Annotated in this window: 16 protein-coding genes and 3 pseudogenes; 11 read left to right on the top strand and 8 right to left on the bottom strand. The window is 41.8% G+C overall.

What is annotated here, in order from left to right; all coding sequences use genetic code 11:
• The first annotated feature begins 191 nt into the window (after positions 1-191).
• Together pyrD and Xentx_RS00235 are read left to right on the top strand one after the other, a co-directional pair.
• Entirely contained in the window at positions 192-1,202 is a 1,011-nt protein-coding gene (gene pyrD, locus Xentx_RS00240; RefSeq protein WP_074018269.1) for a quinone-dependent dihydroorotate dehydrogenase, read from the top strand.
• Between the two features lie 159 nt (positions 1,203-1,361).
• Positions 1,362-1,913: a cell division protein ZapC gene (locus Xentx_RS00235; RefSeq protein WP_074018268.1), complete on the top strand. Its 552-nt coding sequence runs from the start codon at positions 1,362-1,364 to the stop codon at positions 1,911-1,913.
• Between the two features lie 231 nt (positions 1,914-2,144).
• Here the strand turns inward: Xentx_RS00235 and Xentx_RS00230 are convergent, their stop codons facing one another.
• The gene (locus Xentx_RS00230) at positions 2,145-3,257 is read right to left on the bottom strand and encodes a YcbX family protein (protein WP_074018267.1); all 1,113 of its coding nucleotides are present in this window, start codon (positions 3,255-3,257) and stop codon (positions 2,145-2,147) included.
• A gap of 139 nt (positions 3,258-3,396) precedes the next feature.
• On the opposite strand from Xentx_RS00230, the gene rlmKL reads away from it, so the two are divergent.
• The 6 genes from rlmKL (at position 3,397) to rmf (ending at position 11,285) form a co-directional block, all read left to right on the top strand.
• Positions 3,397-5,532, top strand: a complete 2,136-nt coding sequence (rlmKL, locus tag Xentx_RS00225) for a bifunctional 23S rRNA (guanine(2069)-N(7))-methyltransferase RlmK/23S rRNA (guanine(2445)-N(2))-methyltransferase RlmL (RefSeq protein ID WP_074018493.1) — start codon at positions 3,397-3,399, stop codon at positions 5,530-5,532.
• Positions 5,533-5,536: 4 nt separating this feature from the next.
• Entirely contained in the window at positions 5,537-7,444 is a 1,908-nt protein-coding gene (locus Xentx_RS00220; RefSeq protein ID WP_074018266.1) for an ABC transporter ATP-binding protein, read from the top strand.
• Positions 7,445-7,493: 49 nt separating this feature from the next.
• Entirely contained in the window at positions 7,494-8,759 is a 1,266-nt protein-coding gene (pqiA, locus tag Xentx_RS00215) for a membrane integrity-associated transporter subunit PqiA (RefSeq protein WP_074018265.1), read from the top strand.
• Positions 8,760-8,763: 4 nt separating this feature from the next.
• Positions 8,764-10,413, top strand: coding sequence for an intermembrane transport protein PqiB (gene pqiB / locus Xentx_RS00210; RefSeq protein WP_074018264.1), 1,650 nt, complete (start codon positions 8,764-8,766; stop codon positions 10,411-10,413).
• The gene (gene pqiC, locus Xentx_RS00205) at positions 10,413-11,000 is read left to right on the top strand and encodes a membrane integrity-associated transporter subunit PqiC (RefSeq protein ID WP_074018492.1); all 588 of its coding nucleotides are present in this window, start codon (positions 10,413-10,415) and stop codon (positions 10,998-11,000) included. The genes pqiB and pqiC overlap by 1 nt, the downstream gene beginning before the upstream one ends.
• Before the next feature lie 126 nt (positions 11,001-11,126).
• Positions 11,127-11,285 (top strand): ribosome modulation factor, encoded by a 159-nt coding sequence (gene rmf / locus Xentx_RS00200; protein WP_074018263.1) that lies wholly within the window; start codon positions 11,127-11,129, stop codon positions 11,283-11,285.
• A gap of 95 nt (positions 11,286-11,380) precedes the next feature.
• Here the strand turns inward: rmf and fabA are convergent, their stop codons facing one another.
• Positions 11,381-11,899 carry a bifunctional 3-hydroxydecanoyl-ACP dehydratase/trans-2-decenoyl-ACP isomerase gene (gene fabA / locus Xentx_RS00195; RefSeq protein WP_074018262.1) on the bottom strand — a complete coding sequence of 173 codons (519 nt, stop codon included), beginning with the start codon at positions 11,897-11,899 and terminating at the stop codon, positions 11,381-11,383.
• An 85-nt stretch (positions 11,900-11,984) separates the two neighbouring features.
• On the bottom strand, positions 11,985-13,715 hold the full coding sequence (locus Xentx_RS00190) for an AAA family ATPase (RefSeq protein ID WP_074018491.1): 1,731 nt from the start codon (positions 13,713-13,715) through the stop codon (positions 11,985-11,987).
• A 207-nt stretch (positions 13,716-13,922) separates the two neighbouring features.
• Here Xentx_RS00190 and matP point away from each other — a divergent pair, with 207 nt between their 5' ends.
• Positions 13,923-14,372 (top strand): macrodomain Ter protein MatP, encoded by a 450-nt coding sequence (gene matP, locus Xentx_RS00185; protein ID WP_074018261.1) that lies wholly within the window; start codon positions 13,923-13,925, stop codon positions 14,370-14,372.
• A 73-nt stretch (positions 14,373-14,445) separates the two neighbouring features.
• Here the strand turns inward: matP and ompA are convergent, their stop codons facing one another.
• Both ompA and sulA read right to left on the bottom strand, forming a co-directional pair.
• A complete protein-coding gene (gene ompA / locus Xentx_RS00180; RefSeq protein WP_074018260.1) occupies positions 14,446-15,558 on the bottom strand; it encodes a porin OmpA in 1,113 nt (370 codons plus the stop codon).
• 356 nt (positions 15,559-15,914) lie between these two features.
• Positions 15,915-16,487 carry an SOS-induced cell division inhibitor SulA gene (gene sulA, locus Xentx_RS00175; RefSeq protein ID WP_074018259.1) on the bottom strand — a complete coding sequence of 191 codons (573 nt, stop codon included), beginning with the start codon at positions 16,485-16,487 and terminating at the stop codon, positions 15,915-15,917.
• Positions 16,488-16,728: 241 nt separating this feature from the next.
• Between sulA and Xentx_RS00170 the strand changes: the two genes are divergently transcribed.
• Complete coding sequence (locus Xentx_RS00170; RefSeq protein WP_074018258.1) at positions 16,729-17,352, top strand: TfoX/Sxy family DNA transformation protein; 624 nt, start codon at positions 16,729-16,731, stop codon at positions 17,350-17,352.
• A 44-nt stretch (positions 17,353-17,396) separates the two neighbouring features.
• Here Xentx_RS00170 and Xentx_RS00165 read toward each other — a convergent pair.
• Positions 17,397-17,976, bottom strand: a pseudogene (locus tag Xentx_RS00165) (phage terminase large subunit); the annotation flags it as partial.
• The gene (locus Xentx_RS00160) at positions 17,957-18,136 is read right to left on the bottom strand and encodes a terminase small subunit (protein ID WP_415843310.1); all 180 of its coding nucleotides are present in this window, start codon (positions 18,134-18,136) and stop codon (positions 17,957-17,959) included. The pseudogene Xentx_RS00165 and the gene Xentx_RS00160, both read right to left, overlap by 20 nt.
• A 370-nt stretch (positions 18,137-18,506) precedes the next feature.
• On the opposite strand from Xentx_RS00160, the pseudogene Xentx_RS00155 reads away from it, so the two are divergent.
• Positions 18,507-18,713, top strand: a pseudogene (locus Xentx_RS00155) (IS4/Tn5 family transposase DNA-binding protein); the annotation flags it as partial.
• On the opposite strand, the pseudogene Xentx_RS00150 reads toward Xentx_RS00155, so the two are convergent.
• Positions 18,713-18,838: pseudogene (locus Xentx_RS00150) on the bottom strand (baseplate wedge 1 family protein); the annotation flags it as partial. The pseudogenes Xentx_RS00155 and Xentx_RS00150 overlap by 1 nt on opposite strands.
• Positions 18,839-18,856 lie beyond the last annotated feature (18 nt).

Raw genomic sequence — 18,856 nt, 5'->3', positions numbered from 1 at the left:
TGTTTCTGCCTGCTTGTTTTTACCTGCTTATAGAGAAGGCTTTTTTGTTTACTCATATAATGGTAAATTAGCGCTCTCTTCCTGCTACAACAGCGCAGCAATTATATATGTATGAGATTGCGTATAATTCAAAATGTATAACTGACAATTCTCACGTAAAGACAATCATAAAGAACAATAGGTTAATTTAAATGTATTACTCTCTAGTACGGAAGGCGTTGTTCCAACTTGATCCTGAACAGGCACATGAGCTGACTTTCCGCCAACTCAAACGTGTTGCCGGTACTCCTTTCGAATTTCTTATCCGCCAATCAGTTGCCACTAAGCCCGTTACTTGCATGGGGTTGTCTTTTAACAATCCACTAGGTTTAGCTGCTGGTCTCGATAAAAACGGGGATTGCATTGATGCGTTTGGTGCGATGGGCTTTGGATTTGTTGAAATTGGTACAGTGACACCGCGCCCGCAAGCTGGAAATGATAAGCCAAGATTATTCCGTGTGGTTGAAGCGGAAGGGATCATCAACCGGATGGGATTCAATAATCTTGGGGTGGATAATCTGGTTGAGAATGTTAAGCGCGCAAAATATGATGGGATTATCGGGATCAATATTGGCAAAAATAAAGATACTCCGGTCGAAAATGGAAAAGATGATTATTTAATTTGCATGGATAAAGTTTATCCTCATGCAGGTTATATCACTATCAATATTTCTTCTCCTAATACGCCTGGCTTGAGGACATTACAGTACGGTGATGCACTGGATGATCTCTTGTTTGCAATTAAAAATAAGCAAAGCGAACTACAGCAAAAGTTCCAAAAGTATGTTCCTGTTGCTGTTAAAATCTCTCCCGATCTTTCAGAAGAAGAATTAATAAAAATAGCTGATAGTTTAATGCGCCATTATATTGATGGGGTTATTGCAACAAATACCACATTGGATAGAAAGATTATCGAAGGTTTGAATCACTGTCAGCAGGCAGGGGGATTGAGTGGGCGCCCTGTGCAATTGCGCAGCACAGAGATTATCCGTCGCCTTTCGCAAGAATTAAAAGGCGAAATACCGATTATTGGTGTAGGAGGAATTGACTCACTTGTTGCAGCCAGGGAAAAAATAGAAGCAGGTGCTTCATTAATTCAGATATATTCCGGTTTTATCTATAAAGGACCAAAACTCATCAAAGATATTGTTAATCATATCTGAATATTTGCTGCAATTTGGGGGTAGGGGTTTATTTCTGCCCTCAACTCGTCTATATTTCGTCTTATAGATTAAATTTTATCATTTATTCTTTAACTTCTTATTTCGCTGGTAAATGCTTATTTTAACAAAAAAGCTATTTTGAGCATAAAAGGGTAATCAATGAAAATTAAACCTGATGATCAGTGGCGCTGGTATTTTGATCCTGAGCACAGCCGTGTCATGCTCGATCTCGCTAATGGCATGGTTTTTCGTTCCCGTTTTCCTGCCAAGATGTTGACTGATTACGCCGTTACAATGAAAGAAATGTCATTCTCAGTTGATGATGCTGCACTTTTTTACACCTTTGAAGAACACTCTCGTCGTATCAACATGATTCCTGCGCTTAGGGCTGAATTAGCTTTGAATGGCGTGGTTGCGCTACGTTTTATGAAACCACAAATGCCCAAGAGCTGGTATTTCTCCCATTTTTCTTTAGTAGAAAAACCAGAACATGGTGAAATTATTCAGCTTAAATTACAGGATAGTGGCACTGAAGCGCTGTTTATGGTCGCAGAAGTCGGTGATAATGCCAGCTTGTGTCTATTGGTACAGCAAAAGCTAGAACTGCACGATCGTGTAATGAGTTTTTGTGATTCCATTAAAGTCATGAATGATCGCATCATGCCTTATATTGAGCCAACACAATCATCGATATATAATAGGGCGATTTAGGGCTACTGGGCTGCTATGTTCATAATTTTATTAACCTAATTAAATTACTTCTATCAGCATTATTGAATGTTCTTTATCATACATATCCTGATATATTTATAGTGCCAATCAATGGAATGTTTTTTCCATAATATGTTTTCTGCTTAAAAACTCAGTAATAAAAATCAGACAGCTAGCTTACTTATACTGCCTGATTTAAATACAAATGCTATCGTTATATATTATTAATGTTTATATTAATTCAATGATTAAATCGTTTTGAGGTATACAGCTACATGCCAGAATTTTTCCATTATTTTTGATGGAAGTTGATTTTAATGGCAATACATCCCCTTTAATCAGAGATATCTTACAGGAACCACAAATTCCGGCACGACATGAATAAGGAATTTGAATACCTTGATCTTCGAGTTGTTCTAAAATAATTTGCTGATTATTACCAATAAAACGTTGTCCATTAAATTCAATAGCAACGGATTGTTGAGCACCTTCTTTTACAGGTAAATCGACCGTTTGTTCACCACTACCATATTCGCGTGGTGTTCTCTTTTCCAAAATGGTGACACGATCCCCAACTCGAATAATGCCGCTATTACGGGCAATGGCATTTTGCCCAAAATCAACCGCACTATTTTCTTTAGCTGTTCTGAAAGACTGTAGTGTAGCCAACGGTTCACTTTGCGGATTTTTACGGCCTTTTTCCGGGCTGACTGTTGTCAAAATACAACGACTGCATGGTTTTGGTAGATCAAAAACAATATCGCCGATTTGGATAGTTTGCCAGCTATCTTCTTCAAAAGGGGCGGCACCTGTGACAATGATATTGGCACGGAACTGCTCTATTTTAATGCTGGCAGGACAGCGTTGTTGTAAGGCATGGAAAGAGGCTTCATTGATAATTAAATAGGGAAAACCGTCAGCGAATGATAAAGAAATATTGGGAAATTTCTTGACTCGTCGTGTTAGTTCCTCACTAAGCCAGCGTAGTTGTACAGGTTTATCAAAAAAACCACTAAGCCAACTATTCACCATCTCAGGTGCGACTAAAGCGGTAAAATGATTTCCCCAAACTTCGGTAGGGAAATGTTTCTCTCTAAAATCATCGTAAATTACAGTTACGCTTTCTCCATTTGGAGCCTGTAAATACAGACCGTTATGGAGCATAGTGGGAGTAAATAGCAGCATCTGTGGATATTGGCGGGCAGTAATAAAAGTACCGTCTGTCGTGGTAATCATAAAATTACGATCAAACATCAGGCCACTTTCATTGACGAGAGAATGAGAGAGTTGTAATCCACGCATGGATTTGACGGGGTAGGTATAGAGGCGCGACAGGGTTAGCATCCATTATCTCCAGGATATTTTTATCTTTGCCAAAATGTTTTTATCTTTAATTGTGTCAGCAACTTTAGGACATGTCGAAGGTATTGGCTATAATGTGCCACAATTTTTTTGGTGGTGAACTTTTGTAATGATTAATAAGATGAACTCTCTCTTTGCCAGCACAGCACGTGGACTGGAAGAACTGTTAAAGAACGAACTGGAAATCCTGGGAGCACAATCCTGTAAGATCGCCCAAGGTGGGGTTCATTTTCAGGGTGATGATTGTGTGATGTATAAGAGTTTGCTGTGGAGCAGACTGGCATCCCGTATCATGATGCCGCTTAACGAATTTAAAGTTTATAGTGATTTGGATCTGTATCTTGGTGTCCAATCCATTGACTGGAGCGAGATTTTCTCAGTTGATAGTACGTTCTCTGTGCATTTCAGCGGCACGAATGAGGAGATCAGAAATACACAATATGGCGCATTGAAAGTAAAAGACGCTATTGTCGATAGTTTCATGCGCAAAATAAAACAACGTCCTGATGTTGCTAAACAACAACCTGATGTCCGTATCCATGTTTTCCTGAATAAAGAGAAAGCAACCGTATCACTCGATTTGAGTGGAGATAGTCTGCATATCCGTGGCTACCGTGATTTGGCTGGGCAAGCACCATTGAAAGAAAACCTTGCCGCAGCGATTATTTTACGTTCTGGTTGGAATCCAGGAACGCCAATGGTTGATCCAATGTGTGGTTCAGGAACGTTGCTAATAGAAGCGGCCATGATGGCGGCAGATTGCGCACCTGGCTTGTATCGTAAGCATTGGGGATTCACATCATGGTTGCAATTCAATGAAACAATCTGGCGTGAAGTAATTACAGAAGCACAGGTACGTTTCCGTAAGGGACTACAGGAAACGACTTCTCGCTTTTTTGGAATAGATATCGATCGCCGTGTAATGGATATGGCACGTTCAAATGCGCGCAGGGCAGGGGTGTCCCAATTGATCCAATTTCAGCAGGGAGATGCCAGCAAACTGGAAAATCCCCTGCCGGCAGAGCCAGAGGGAATAGTATTAAGCAACCCACCTTATGGAGAACGTCTTGAAAGTGAACCTGCACTGATTGCATTGCACAGTGTATTTGGTCGTGTGATGAAAGTCCGCTTCCCTGGCTGGCGTTTATCATTGTTCAGTGCTTCGCCAGAATTGTTGGGATGTTTGCAATTACGCGCAGAGCGTGAGTTTAAGGCCAAAAATGGCCCTCTGGATTGTATCCAAAAAAATTATTGCATCCAAAAAAATGAACAGATAGCAGATAGACCTCAGTCATTGGATATAGGTATCGCTGAGGATTATGCTAACCGTCTGCGTAAAAATGAGAAAAAAATCAGCAAATGGGCCAAACAGCAAGGTATTGATTGCTACCGTTTATATGATGCAGATTTACCTGAATACAATGTTGCTGTTGATCGCTACGCCGATAAAATCGTTGTGCAAGAATATTCCCCCCCGAAATCTGTGGATGCCAACAAAGCTCGTCAACGCTTATTTGATGTGATTAGTGCAACAATGAATGTACTTGGCTTATCATCCAATCAACTGATCTTGAAAACTCGTCAACGTCAGAAAGGCAAAAGCCAGTATGAAAAGATGGCCGAGAAGAAAGAATTCTTTTTGGTCAACGAATATGGTGCGAAATTCTGGGTTAACCTGACCGATTATTTGGATACGGGGTTATTCCTTGATCACCGCATTGCCCGCAAAAAATTGGGTGAAATGAGTAGAGGCAAGGACTTCCTTAACTTATTTGCCTATACCGGTTCGGCGACAGTTCACGCAGGATTGGGTGGTGCACGTTCGACAACCACGGTGGATATGTCTCGCACTTATCTCGAATGGGCAGAGAAAAACTTACAGGCAAATGGCCTAACCGGGCGTCAGCACCGTTTGATTCAGGCTGATTGCTTGGGATGGTTAGCTCAGACCCGCGAGCAATTCGATGTCATCTTTATTGATCCACCAACATTCTCTAATTCCAAGCGAATGGAAAACACGTTTGACGTTCAGCGTGATCACATCGAATTAATGAAACAACTAAAATGTTTGTTACGTCCGGGTGGAGTCTTAATGTTCTCCAATAATAAACGGGGTTTTAAAATGGATTTTGCTGAATTGAATAAGCTAGGTTTGGTTGCAAACGAGATAACAGAGAAGACCCTATCTCAGGATTTCGCCCGTAATCGTCAGATCCATAACTGCTGGTTGTTGCATCACGCTGGCGAGGAAAAATAACATTATGTCATTGATTAGTTTATCCGGTGCTTGGTTATCATTCAGTGATGCACCGTTATTGGATAATGCTGAACTGCATATCGAAGAAAACGAAAGAGTCTGTTTGGTTGGGCGCAATGGTGCGGGAAAATCCACATTGTTGCGTGTGTTGGCAAAAGAGCAACCCTTAGATGATGGTTTGGTTATTTATGAACAAGACCTGATTGTTGCGCGCTTACAGCAAGATCCTCCCCGTGATATAGAAGGCACAGTATTTGACTTTGTTGCAGAAGGAGTAAAAGAGCAGGCTGAATATATTAAAGCATTCCATCATGTTTCGCGTTTAATAGAAACCGATCCTAGCGAGAAAAATCTCAACCATCTGGCAGAGTTGCAGGAAGTGCTGGATATCCGTGGCCTCTGGTCATTGGATAGTCGGATTAACGACGTATTGAAACAACTCTCTTTACCAGCAGAAGCGAAACTCTCTTCATTATCCGGTGGTTGGTTACGTAAGGCGGCCTTGGGCAGGGCGCTGGTTTGCTCGCCAAAAGTGCTGTTTCTTGATGAACCAACCAACCATCTTGATATCGATACTATTGAATGGTTGGAAAATTTCCTGAAAGACTTCAACGGCAGTCTTGTGTTCATTTCCCATGACCGCTCATTCATTCGTAACATGGCAACACGCATCGTTGATCTGGATCGCGGAAAGCTGACCTCATGGCCGGGAAATTACGATAAGTATCTTGAAGGAAAAGAAGAGGCACTGCGGGTTGAAGAGTTGCAGAATGCCGAATTTGACAAAAAACTGGCGCAGGAAGAAGTTTGGATCCGTCAGGGTATTAAAGCACGTCGTACCCGTAATGAAGGTCGGGTAAGGGCATTGAAAGCATTACGTGTGGAACGTGCTGAACGTCGCAATGTTATGGGAACAGCGAAAATGCAGGTCGAGGAAGCGACACGTTCCGGTAAGATTGTCTTTGAAATGGAAAATGTGAATTACCAGATTAGCGGTAAAATATTGGTCGAAAGTTTTTCAGCTCAAGTCCAACGTGGTGACAAAATTGCGTTGGTGGGGCCAAACGGCTGCGGTAAAACGACATTATTAAAATTAATGCTAGGCGATTTATCAGCAGACAGTGGGCGTATTCATTGTGGTACTAAACTTGAAGTGGCTTACTTTGATCAGCATCGTGCAGCGCTGGATCCTGATAAGACGGTTATGGATAACCTCGCTGAAGGTAAGCAGGAAATCATGGTCAATGGACGTTCTCGTCATGTATTGGGTTATTTGCAGGATTTCCTTTTCCATCCCAAACGTGCGATGACTCCTGTACGAGCGTTATCTGGTGGTGAGCGTAATCGCCTGTTGCTGGCCCGTCTATTCTTGAAACCAAGCAATTTGCTTATTCTTGATGAACCAACCAACGATCTCGATGTTGAAACATTGGAGCTACTTGAAGAATTAGTTGATAGCTATACCGGAACCGTGATTTTGGTTAGCCATGATCGTCAATTTGTTGATAATTCAGTCACTGAATGCTGGGTTTTTGAAGGCAATGGTGAAATCAACAATTATGCAGGGGGATATTATGATGCCCAGCAGCAACGGGCACAAACTGTTTCCCTGCGTCAAGCTCCAGAGAAAAAGGTTAGCATTGAAAACAAGGCGGTAAAACCAAAAGAATCGCCGAAACGGACAAATAAGATAAGTTACCATTTACTGCGAGAATTGGAACAACTACCATTATTATTAGAAAAATTAGAAGAAGAGATAAATAAATTGCAATCTCAGGTCAGCGATCTGGAATTCTTCAATCAACCACATGAAATTACACAAAATGTTCTGAATGAATTGGCAAATAAAGAACAAGAATTGGAAAAAGCGTTTGATCGCTGGCAGGAATTGGAAATGCTGAAAAATGGATGATAGCTGCCGCATAAAAAAAACTTGTGGGTTTTGCTAAAGGAGAAACACTTTGTGTTCCAATAACCACCAGCATGACAAGCTGGTTCTTTGTCCCCAGTGTGACATGCTGGTGGCTGTGCCTGATTTGGAACAAGGGAAAAAGGCGATTTGTCCACGGTGTAATGCTTTACTGACAGCAAAGTGGAGAGAGCCGCGTAATCAACCAACAGGCTATGCATTAAGCGCATTAATCATGCTTTTTCTCGCTTGCCTGTTTCCTTTTGTTAGCATGAGTGTGGCGGGGATTGTGAGTGAAATAAAGTTGACTCAGATCCCCAAGGTGATGTTCAACGAAGATTATTCCAGCATGGCTGCGCTTTTCTTGATCTTCGTTCAGCTTGTGCCGACATTTTGTATGGTTGCCATCATCCTCTTATGTCAGAACGTCAAAATGGCGCGCCGCTTGAAAATAGAGTTGGCGCGCATTCTGTTTAAGATGAAAACATGGTGCATGGCAGAAATCTTCCTTGCGGGCGTGTTGGTCAGCTTTGTTAAATTGATGGCACATGGAGAAATCAGCATCGGCCTAAGTTTTTTCCCTTATTGCTTGTTTTGTCTGTTTCAGGTCAGAGCGTTTCAGTGTCTTGACAGACATTGGTTTTGGAATGAAATTGCTCCGGCTCCTAAAGTTTGCCATCCCTTGCAGGCTGGAAAACCTGGCTTGGTGCAAGGTGTCAGGCTTTGCCAAAGTTGTACTGCAATCTTGCCAGCCCAACAATCTCGGTGCCCCCGTTGCCATACAAAGGGGGACGCCCGTCGCCGCAATAGCCTTCAGTCCACAATGGCACTACTGATAACATCAGCCATACTTTATATTCCAGCGAATGTTTTGCCTATCATGGTGACTCAGGCACTAGGACAGCAAATTAATTCCACTATTCTGGAAGGTATTATTTTGCTTTGGGGTTCTGGCTCATATCCTGTTGCGATGGTTATTTTTATTGCCAGTATCATGATACCTTTATTGAAAATGCTGGCTATTGGTTGGTTATGCTGGGATGCAAAAAATCAAACGAGCCATGATTCCGAAAAAATGAATTTTATTTATGAAATGGTGGAGTTTGTTGGGCGTTGGTCAATGATTGATGTATTCGTTATTGCTGTCTTATCCGCGTTAGTTCGCATGGGGCAATTGATGAGTATTTATCCTGCCTTGGGGGCAGTCCTGTTTGCCTTGGTTGTTATTTTGACAATGTTTGCATCAATCATGTTCGATCCACGTTTAACTTGGGACAAAGCCAATCGTAAATTTGAGCTACATAAGAATGAGGAGTAGTAAGGTGACGGATAAAGAAGAAGATCTGACTCAGGCCAGAATTCGTAAACTTAAGAGTTGGTCACCTGTTTGGATCATACCAATTATCACTGTGCTGATTGGGGCCTGGATACTGTTTTATCATTTTAGTCATCAGGGGCCAGACGTCATACTGATAACGTCTAATGCTGAAGGTATTGAGGCAGGTAAAACTAAAATTAAAAGCCGTAGTGTTGACGTTGGAGTTGTCGAAAGCGTGTCTTTGAGCGAAAACTTGGGACAAGTTATCATTAAAGCCCGTTTAAATGATGGAATGAATCGTTTGCTACGTACAGATACTGCTTTCTGGGTTGTGAAACCCCAAATTGGCCGTGAAGGTGTTTCTGGTCTGAGTACATTACTGTCCGGTGTTTTCATCGAATTACAGCCCGGCACACAAGGCGAAGAAGAAAACCGCTTTTCATTGCTTGATGCTCCACCGCTTGCTTCTCCTGATGCAAAAGGTATTCGTCTGATTCTGACCAGTGAAAAAGCAGGACGATTAACACCAGGAGATCCAGTGCTCTTTAGGGGATATCGAGTGGGTTCGGTTGAGGCTGGCACTTTTGATCCAACATCCCGATTGGTTCGTTACCAAATTTTCGTTAAATCACCTTATGACGCTTTACTGACCACAAATGTCAGATTTTGGAAAGAAAGTGGTGTCACATTTGATATGTCATCACAAGGTATACGGGTTGAAGTTGCTTCATTATCGACCTTGTTTGGCGGGGGAGTGAGTTTTGACGTACCAAAAGGTTGGGAACTGGGTAATCCAGTGAAGGAAAAAGAGGTCTTTAAACTCTACGAGAGCGAGAAAAGTATCCAAAACGTATTGTATAAAGAGCATACAGACTTTTTGCTATTTTTCTCTGATTCTGTGCGTGGCTTACAGCCGGGAGCGCCTGTCGAATTCCGTGGTATCCGAGTAGGAACGGTGGCAAGAGTCCCTTTTTATAGTGAAAATATTAAGCAGCGTATCGACAATGAATTCCGTATTCCTGTATTGATTCATGTTGAACCAGGGCGATTTGTGAAAGAGTTAGGTAATGGATTCAACACAGACAAAGAATTGAAGGAAATTATTACCAGGGGATTGAGAGCTACTTTGAAACCAGGCAATTTACTCACAGGTGCGTTATTTATTGATCTGGACTTTTTCACCAAAGAGAAACTCTGGAAAGGCCCATATGAAATCGCGGGTTATAAAATTCTGCCTACAGTAAGTAGTGGTTTGGCGCAAATTCAACAAAAAGTTACCACGGTGCTAGATAAAATCAATAATATGCCGATTGAGCCGGTGTTTGTTCAGGCAACACAGACACTTAAAGAAAGCCAGAAAGCAATCAAAACAGCGCAGAAAACGATGGATGAATTAAATCGTATTCTTGCGAGTAAGGAAGCACAGGAACTGCCTAAAGATATACAAAATACATTACATGAGTTGAACCGCAGTATGCAGGGTATCCAACCAGGCTCACCAGCTTATAGTAAGCTGATGGATAATATGCAACAGCTAGAGCAGGTATTACGTGAATTGGAGCCTGTTTTGAAAACACTCAATAACAAGAGTAATGCATTGGTATTTGAAGCAAAAGCGATAAAAGATCCTGAACCTAAAAAGGCGCCTAAATGATGAAAAAATTGATTTCAAAATTGTCATTTTTTATGTTTGCCAGTGTGCTTATTTCGGGATGCAGTAGTAGCCAGCCACAAAAAACATATTATCAATTACCGGTCTTGGCTAACTTGGTATCGCAGGAAGGCAAATTGGGGGCTAAACATGAACGGCAACTATGGATAAAAAGGGTTAACCTTTCTGATTACCTTGCTGCTCCTGGAATTGTGTATCAGACAGGGGAGGTGAGTTATATCAATGCATCGAACCATTTATGGGCTAGCTCCTTGCAACAACAGTTACAACAAGTATTGATTTCTGAACTGAGCGCAGCATTTCCACATCGTTTGGTTTCTCAGCAGGAATTAGAAAAAGACGCAGATGCGCTGGATATCACAATAACGGCTTTTCACGGGCGCTATGATGGCCAAGTAGTGATTGAAGGCTATTGGATATTGTCTAACCCGAACAGGGTGATTAGGCGGCCATTCAGCCTTAAGTTGAAACAGGAAAAAGATGGCTACGCTGAATTAGTGCTTGCTTTAGCTAAAGGTTACAGCCAGTTAGCCAAATCCATTGCCAGCCAACTCTCTTTGCAACGTTAGCTGGGTTATGCATATCTTTGTTTGATATTCATTGTATATGATTCATTTCATGGGGAGATCACTAGAGCCAATCGGATAAAAACGATCATTGTTTTATCTTCATAGTAACAAGTGAGGAAGTAAGGCATGAAAAGACAGAAAAGAGACCGTTTAGCAAGAGCACTTTCCAGAGGCTATCATGCAGGCATTTTGGGACGGCCACGGGAGCATTGTCCTTATCATTCATTGGATGCTCGTTCGTATTGGTTAGGGGGATGGCGTCAGGCGCAGGAAGATCGTGTGTGAGTCAATCAGAAGGGAGAAACACCTCCGCGGTAGCGGAGGTGCTCAGTATTTGAGACGGCGAGGCTAATAAGTCGTTAGCCGTCAATAAAAGTCGATTAAAAGGCACTAGTATCCTTAAACAAGCCTACTTTCAAATCAGTCGCAGTATAAATCAGTTTGCCATCTACCAGAACTTCACCATCAGCCAAGCCCATAATTAATTTGCGATTAATAACACGCTTGAGATTAATGCGATAGGTCACTTTTTTGGCTGTTGGTAATACCTGACCAGTAAATTTGACTTCCCCAACACCGAGCGCACGGCCTTTACCTTCTCCACCGATCCAGCCCAGGAAGAAACCGACAAGCTGCCACATGGCATCAAGGCCAAGGCAGCCTGGCATGACAGGATCATTGACAAAATGACAATCGAAAAACCACAACTCAGGGTTGATATCGAGTTCAGCCTCGATATACCCCTTATCGTAAGTACCACCGGTTTCTGTCATTTTTATGATGCGCTCCATCATCAGCATATTGCCAGAAGGCAGCGGTGGGCCATTCTCACCAAACAATTTACCTTGCCCAGAGGCTTGAAGTTCTTCTTTCGTGTAGGACTCTTGTTTTTTAAACATATTTTCAGATAGCCTTATAATCGTGTAAGGCTAGAGAATAGCGTACACTTGTACGCCCAACAACTCCGATCAGATAACGAAGGAGTTAACCTAGCCAGCGGAGAAACCAAGGAAATCGAGGTCTTTCTTGAATATTAGCTTGTGCAATGCGTTCACATATCATAGCTAACAAGTGTTCTTTTTGTGGATCATAATAAGGAATACCCGTTAATAATGATATGGTTTCAGAAACATGTTCAACTGCCCAAATATGAAATTGTCCATTCTTTACCGCATCAATAACCTCTTGATTTAGGCATAAATGTTGAACATTTGCGGTTGGGATAATGACACCCTGATGACCGGTTAGTTCTCGGTAATGACATATACGGAAGAAACTCTCAATTTTTTCATTAACACCACCAATAGGTTGTACATAACCAAATTGATCTACAGCACCAGTAACGGCAATTTGCTGGTCAATAGGTTGTTGTGACAAGGCGCTGATAAGGGCACACAATTCGGCGAGTGAAGCACTGTCGCCATCCACTTCACCATAGGATTGTTCAAATACAATTGAAGCTGAAAACGGTTGTGGTTGCTCTAATTTCAATTCAGAAATTAAATAAGCCTGCATGATCATCATGCCTTTTGCATGGATATTACCGCCTAATTCAACCTTGCGCTCCACATCGATAAATTCCCCATCGCCTAAATGCGCAACACAACTGATACGGGAAGGTTCCCCCATTGGATCAGGATGTCCGGGATATTCGAGTACAGATAGCCCATTGATTTGGCCGATAACTGAGCCTTGTGTGCGAATCAATATCTGGCCTTTCAGAATTTCATCTATGCTGCGTTCAGCCAAATAACTATGACGCCAGGTACGATTATCTTCTGCTTGTTGCAGGGAATGTTTGGTGATCTGCTTTTCCTGCTGATAATTGGCAGCGGCAGCCAATTTTTGCTGTATCCATTGAATATCCAGAGGTAACCGGAATTGATCTTCTGTGTAACGGATAGCAAGTTTAATCAACTCAGGCCAGGCATCGGCACTTAATGGAGGTAAGTTTTGTTGCTGAATGATTCCATTAACGTATTGACACCATAGTGTTAGATCATCTTCTGCATGAAAGGGTATATCCAGCTCAAATTCGCTATACAATGCGCTGCTTGCCAGTTCAGGTTCAATGGACTGTAACTCTTCAAGACTGAGCCTGTCACCGACTAACATCAGACGCAAATCTAATTCCATTGAAGGTATCGGCAATGGCAGGGAACGATTTTCATCATGTGATAGCCAGTCAAAACGGCGCTGAATAATCATTTGCTTGAGACGAACCCACATTAGTGGCTGAGAGAGTAGGGTGCGCAAAGGCAAAATTAAGATACCACCATTTACTTGATGGATAAGGCCTGGTTGCAGTTGAAGTATCCCTTGGTACGTATAGACATTGCCAAATAATTGCTCTGGCTCAATCCACTCACGGTAAGCAACTCGTTCAGTTGGCGCAAAAATACCTTCCCCTGAAGAATGCCAGGTAATGGTTTGGTGCTCTATCTGGTAATAACCACCGATATTTGGCCGGCTCTCCGGCAACAAAGAGGAAATAGTATTGGATAGAAGAGACAGATAAACATCACTTTCTTCTGCTTTCAGTAGCATAAAAGGTTGACGCAGGGAGGCCTGACAAAAAAGGGATAACCCACTATGCAGCCTAGGTTGAACCACATCCATTGTGATGGGGGCCAATTCAGCGACAGAATTAAAGAGTGCCTGATAAGGCGCATTGTTTGGCTGTAATGCCTGCCAGTCTAGTTTTATATTCGTCAAAGTGATAGCTACATCATATAGTGAAAAGGGAAACACTTATTATACAAGATTAGGCAATGAATCGACATGCCAGAATTTTGAAAGAAACGACATTTGAGCCAGCACTTTCATTGCTTGTAAAATATGCCAATATTCTGTGTTGTCATAGGCAATTTAAAGAAATAGTTGCTATGCTTAATTTATGTTACGCTGTCACTGAGAGATGAAATGAAATATCAACAATTGGAAAATCTGGAATGTGGCTGGAAATGGGCTTATTTGACAAAAAAACACCGTGAAGGTGAGCCGATTACTAAATACATTGAAAAAAGTGCTGCTCAAGATGCAGTCAATGAATTAATGAATTTAGAAAGCGAGCCAGTCAAGGTACTGAAATGGATTGCTCTGCATATGAATCAGGATTTGTCCAACCGAATGAAGCAAACGATTCGGGCACGGCGTAAACGTCATTTTAATGCTGAACACCAACATTCGCGTAAGAAATCCATTGATTTGGATTTTCATGTCTGGCAACGGCTTTCAGCGCTCTCCCGACGTCGTGGTAATACCCTGTCAGAAACAATCATACAGTTATTGGAAGATGCTGAATATCGGGAAAAATATACTCATCAAATGTCAAGTTTGAAGCAAGATCTGGAAGCAATACTCGGGAAATAAGCCCACTGACAAATAAGGAAAGAGATAAAACCCCATTTAAAATGGGGTTTTCAATAAATTGATTAGAATAGCCTTACTGAACAGCTTTTGGCTGAGTTACCACTTCAGTAGTGCCCTGAATATTGATATCTACACGACGATCTGGAGCCAGGCAATCGATAAGTTTAGAACGAACTTTAATTTTGTCACAGGTAGAGCCAGTGACAGGGTTTTCCTTGCCGCGACCTTCTGCCTGGATGCTATCTGCTGGAATGCCTTTAGCAACCAGATAATCTACGACGGATTGAGCACGTTTCTGAGACAGTGGCAGGTTGTAATTTTGGCTGCCGATGCGGTCAGTGTGACCGACTACCAGAACCTTACCCTGGGTTGGATCGATTTTAGCCAGTTGGTTATACAGGTTGTCCAGTTCCTGTTGACCTTCTGCTTTCAGTGTTGATTTGTTGAAATTGAACAGAACATCAGAGCGCAGGGTAAAGCTCTTACTTTCAACCACAGGAGCTGGCGCAGGCACAACTGGAGGTGCGGCTGGTGTAACGACCGGAGCAGCTTCATCTTGCCCGAAACGATAAGAAACACCAACGCTCAGCAGGCCGTTATCTGGGCGGGCGCCAACAGTGGTGGCATCACCGATGTTGTTAACCCACTGATAATCCAGACGGGTTGCCAGGTTTTTTGTCAACGCGTATTCGACACCAATCGCGGCTAGAGGAGAAACACCAGTGTCGTCGTTTTTCTTCCTTACTTGTGTGGGAGAAGCGGCATTAGAGTTATAAGTCGCAGAGGAATCTGCACGCCATACCATACCACCAAGACGAGTATAAACATCCAAATTGTCCTGCACTGGGTAGCTTAGTTTAGTGGTCAACTGAATGCCTTGAGCACGGAAAGCACCATTATCAATGCTACCTTTATAAGCGATGCGACCTAACCAGTCGTAACCAAGTTCAAAACCTAAGTATGGGGTTGCTTGATAACCGACATAAGCACCCGTACCTAACTGGTTTTTGTGGGGAGAACCGTCGCCAATCCGGTTATCATAACCATTACCGTAGAAATTTACATCATGGTATTGAGACCAACCAAGCTTAGCACCGGTATACCAAGTGTTGTCCTTTGGAGCCGCTTGAGCAGCAGTTGCGAAAGCTGCTACTGCCACTGCTACTGCGATAGCTGTCTTTTTCATTTTACGCCTCGTTATCATCCAAATAGGCAATTGGCTTTAAAAGCCTTATTGTTAGCCACTGGTTAAAATGTTCTGTTAGGTAACCATGCTTTAATCAGAAGATATGTTCTGAAATATAAGAGCGGTCAGCACAACTCCCTAAACTGTGTAAAGTCTACAACGAAGTTAAAAAGTTACAAGTGCACTGTGACTCATGACACAAAAAATTTAATTATCGACTGACAAAGAATAAATATTTTTGACGAACATTTACAATGCTTACAGTATTAATATATTGATTTTCATTGCAATCAATAATGATTATCAATGAGTAGCTTATTTTTCATAAAAAATATTGGGATTAATCCTAATTTAAGTCAATGATAGTAATTAGAGTGAACTTGTAGCCTATTTTTTTGTGCAATAAATAGATGTGATAAATTTTGTGGGCGCATAATAAAACCGAGAGTAATACCCTTTTGCGCAGCTATTTGTAGCGTATTTAATTGATATTCTGATAATTCCGGTAACCAACCCAATACAACGCTATAATTGCCGCTTGCCAACGCTTTTTCCATGGCATTAATTGAAGCAATAGGACGAATTTGGTTTAGTTGGACAACTTTATTTAAGGGAAGCCCAGCATCTATTAACCATTGGCGACTTAACCTCTTATTAGGATTCACCCAAAGTAACCATCGATTTTCTTTTCCAGATTGGCGCAATAAAGGAAGAAGAATGTGATTAATGACAGTCTGGTGTTCATTGTAAACCAGCTCACTGACCATGCCTTTTATCATGTGTGAAGTGCATTGAGAAGATTCCAAAAAAGACATTCTTTTCATGGTCATCTCAACCATTGTTTCGTCTATTTTATGTTCTTCCTCGGTTGTGCCAGTAGCTGCTGTTTTTTTCTCAGTGAGATATTCCCACGCCGATCGGATGCTCATAATGTTCCTCGCCATAATAAGCTGTATATTTATACAGTATAACGATATTTGATTAAAAGCAAGTCTCTTTTTTTCAAAGCGCTTCGCAAAAATTTACAGAAATTAGGATTTTTCTGCCTTAACGATTGGCAGTTGGGAGTAGATTGCGTATGGTTTTAATTAATTGTTCTGGTTATCTATTTTATTAACAGAAGGCATGATTAAACATTACTTTGGAATGTGATTCATGGAGTGATTAAAAATGTTTTTATCTGGGGCTCGTTTTGCTCAATTGCAACATGGTGTATCTTCACTGGGAACGCTTAAGAAGAAATCTCAATTTGGCGGCATTGGATTGTTAATTGATGATATTTTATTTGCTATCAGTTCTGATGGAGAGCTTTATTTACGAGGAAATAGTCATGCTGAGGTACTATTTAAAGCCAGGGGAATGGAAAAATTTATTTATTCAAAAAGAGGAATACCTGTGACTTTGCGGTATTACCGTGTTAATGAATCACTTTGGCAGGATCAAAAACAGTTATTCGAGTATGTAAGTTTAGCCTACCAATATACAATGAAGGAAATAATTGATAGGCAGAAAATGCCTCTTAGGCTGAAAGATCTCCCTAATTTAGGGATCGTTTTAGAAAGACAATTATGGAAAGTAGGTATTTCTAAAGTAGAAAAATTACGAATGTTGGGGGCAAAAGCGACTTACCTCAAACTCCAGCAGCATAGGAAAAGAACAAATGTCAGCTTATTGCTTGCATTAGCAGGTGCAATAGAAGGGTGTCATGTCGCGGTATTACCAGAAAAATTACGTGACGAATTAATTAGCTGGCACAACGAGTTGGTTCACCATAATTCAGATAATCATCCATAATAAGTGAAATTTGGTGAATAGGGGCGTTAGCCCCTACTACCTCCTAATTCAGGGAACCACGGGTTATCGTCATTGTTCATTTCAACAATGCAAGAATTGTCAGGTGGTGTTTTGCGAAAGCGCTTATCAGTTGGGCTACCGTCAATTTCAGGGTTCCACGTTACCCAGATTTCCGAGCCTTCTTCACGTAATGTTGGGATGAGTTTTCGCCACGCTGTTTCGGAAACAGATTCGGCTTCATCTATCCACGCTATCAGAATACGCGCCTTGGATTTGATACTCGATATTATGCCGTAATCCTGAGAACATATACCAAACTCTACGGTTGCGGGTTCGGATATAGTTCTCGCCCATCTCATAGTAGTTATCCAGCCACAGCTCGGATTTAATGGCTTGTTTCACTTTTTCCATTGAAGACTCTGACAGCGAATTCATAAACTCACGCCCGCACAGGATAACGCCCTCAATTCCCGCCTCAGCAAATATGTAACCACGAATAGCGCTCATCTTGGCAAATGAACGAGTCTTACCTGAACCGCGTCCACCGTATGAGCCGCGATAGCGATAATCACCACTGAACACCGGAATGAGTTTAGGCGGCAGTTCAATTCTCGCTGTCGTCATGTTGACCTCCGGCAACCAATACTATTTTGGCGGGGGACATTGAGCCGTCAGGTGACCGATGATCGATTTCCTGCTTATCGGAATAACCGTGTTTGGTTAACATCATCTTGGCTATCGTAGAATTAAAATCACCTGTCAACCCTTTGTTGATGAGCTTAATCTGCTGGAGTGTAAATTTGAAGTTTGCTGCTGGTTCTGGATACTTTTATTGAATACAGGGCAACAAAAAACCCCGCCGAAGCGAGGTAAAATGTCTGAAGTGATAAACCAGTAATAACACTATGTCACTGCTTCTCATCTGTCGAGAAAAGCCAATAAGCTACGTGACATAGCTATCACTCTTATCACAATAGCAGCGTTTTTACGTACGTACAGATTTATTTTTGAACGTTGCCAACTAATAAATAGAAAAACCCCCGGCTATGCCCTGTCTCTTCTACACAAATCCCTCGATTGAATCGAGGGATATTTTTGAACCTTTTTCTGCCTGGCTGATCTCAACAAGAAATACCACGTTGAGGTAACGTATGATGTTTTCTACAAATACTGAGCAATGGGCAAAAGACACTTTTCAATATGCCGATTTAGGAGATAGTCGCCGCACTAAGCGCCTGGCCAAGCTGGCTTCTTCTCTTGAAAATCATTTAGGACAGTCTCTCGTGCAATCTTTAAAATCACCTGCGGATATCGAAGCCGCTTATCGTTTCACTCGCAATCAAGCTATTAATCCTCACGCTACCCTTAAGTTTTCATCGGGGTTGAAGTTGAAAACGTAATACATATAGGTCATGTCGAGCGGGTCGAGCACAAACACCTTGCTGTCATTGCGCCAGAAGAAGCGCTCTAAAAAGAGGTTGATGTTAAGCGCCAGATTTCTCAT

The organism is Xenorhabdus thuongxuanensis (assembly GCF_001908095.1).
Taxonomy (GTDB): domain Bacteria; phylum Pseudomonadota; class Gammaproteobacteria; order Enterobacterales; family Enterobacteriaceae; genus Xenorhabdus; species Xenorhabdus thuongxuanensis.
The sequence above is the reverse complement of the archived record's forward strand: the minus strand, read 5'-3'. Positions and strand labels throughout refer to the sequence as shown.

Excerpts from the sequence above, each read along its gene's own strand:
- matP (WP_074018261.1), top strand. The coding sequence starts at position 13,923 with ATGAAATATCAACAATTGGAAAATCTGGAATGTGGCTGGAAATGGGCT.
- sulA (WP_074018259.1), bottom strand. The coding sequence starts at position 16,487 with ATGAGCATCCGATCGGCGTGGGAATATCTCACTGAGAAAAAAACAGCA.
- rmf (WP_074018263.1), top strand. The coding sequence starts at position 11,127 with ATGAAAAGACAGAAAAGAGACCGTTTAGCAAGAGCACTTTCCAGAGGC.
- Xentx_RS00170 (WP_074018258.1), top strand. The coding sequence starts at position 16,729 with ATGTTTTTATCTGGGGCTCGTTTTGCTCAATTGCAACATGGTGTATCT.
- Xentx_RS00235 (WP_074018268.1), top strand. The coding sequence starts at position 1,362 with ATGAAAATTAAACCTGATGATCAGTGGCGCTGGTATTTTGATCCTGAG.
- Xentx_RS00220 (WP_074018266.1), top strand. The coding sequence starts at position 5,537 with ATGTCATTGATTAGTTTATCCGGTGCTTGGTTATCATTCAGTGATGCA.
- fabA (WP_074018262.1), bottom strand. The coding sequence starts at position 11,899 with ATGTTTAAAAAACAAGAGTCCTACACGAAAGAAGAACTTCAAGCCTCT.
- rlmKL (WP_074018493.1), top strand. The coding sequence starts at position 3,397 with ATGAACTCTCTCTTTGCCAGCACAGCACGTGGACTGGAAGAACTGTTA.
- pyrD (WP_074018269.1), top strand. The coding sequence starts at position 192 with ATGTATTACTCTCTAGTACGGAAGGCGTTGTTCCAACTTGATCCTGAA.
- Xentx_RS00230 (WP_074018267.1), bottom strand. The coding sequence starts at position 3,257 with ATGCTAACCCTGTCGCGCCTCTATACCTACCCCGTCAAATCCATGCGT.
- pqiC (WP_074018492.1), top strand. The coding sequence starts at position 10,413 with ATGAAAAAATTGATTTCAAAATTGTCATTTTTTATGTTTGCCAGTGTG.
- ompA (WP_074018260.1), bottom strand. The coding sequence starts at position 15,558 with ATGAAAAAGACAGCTATCGCAGTAGCAGTGGCAGTAGCAGCTTTCGCA.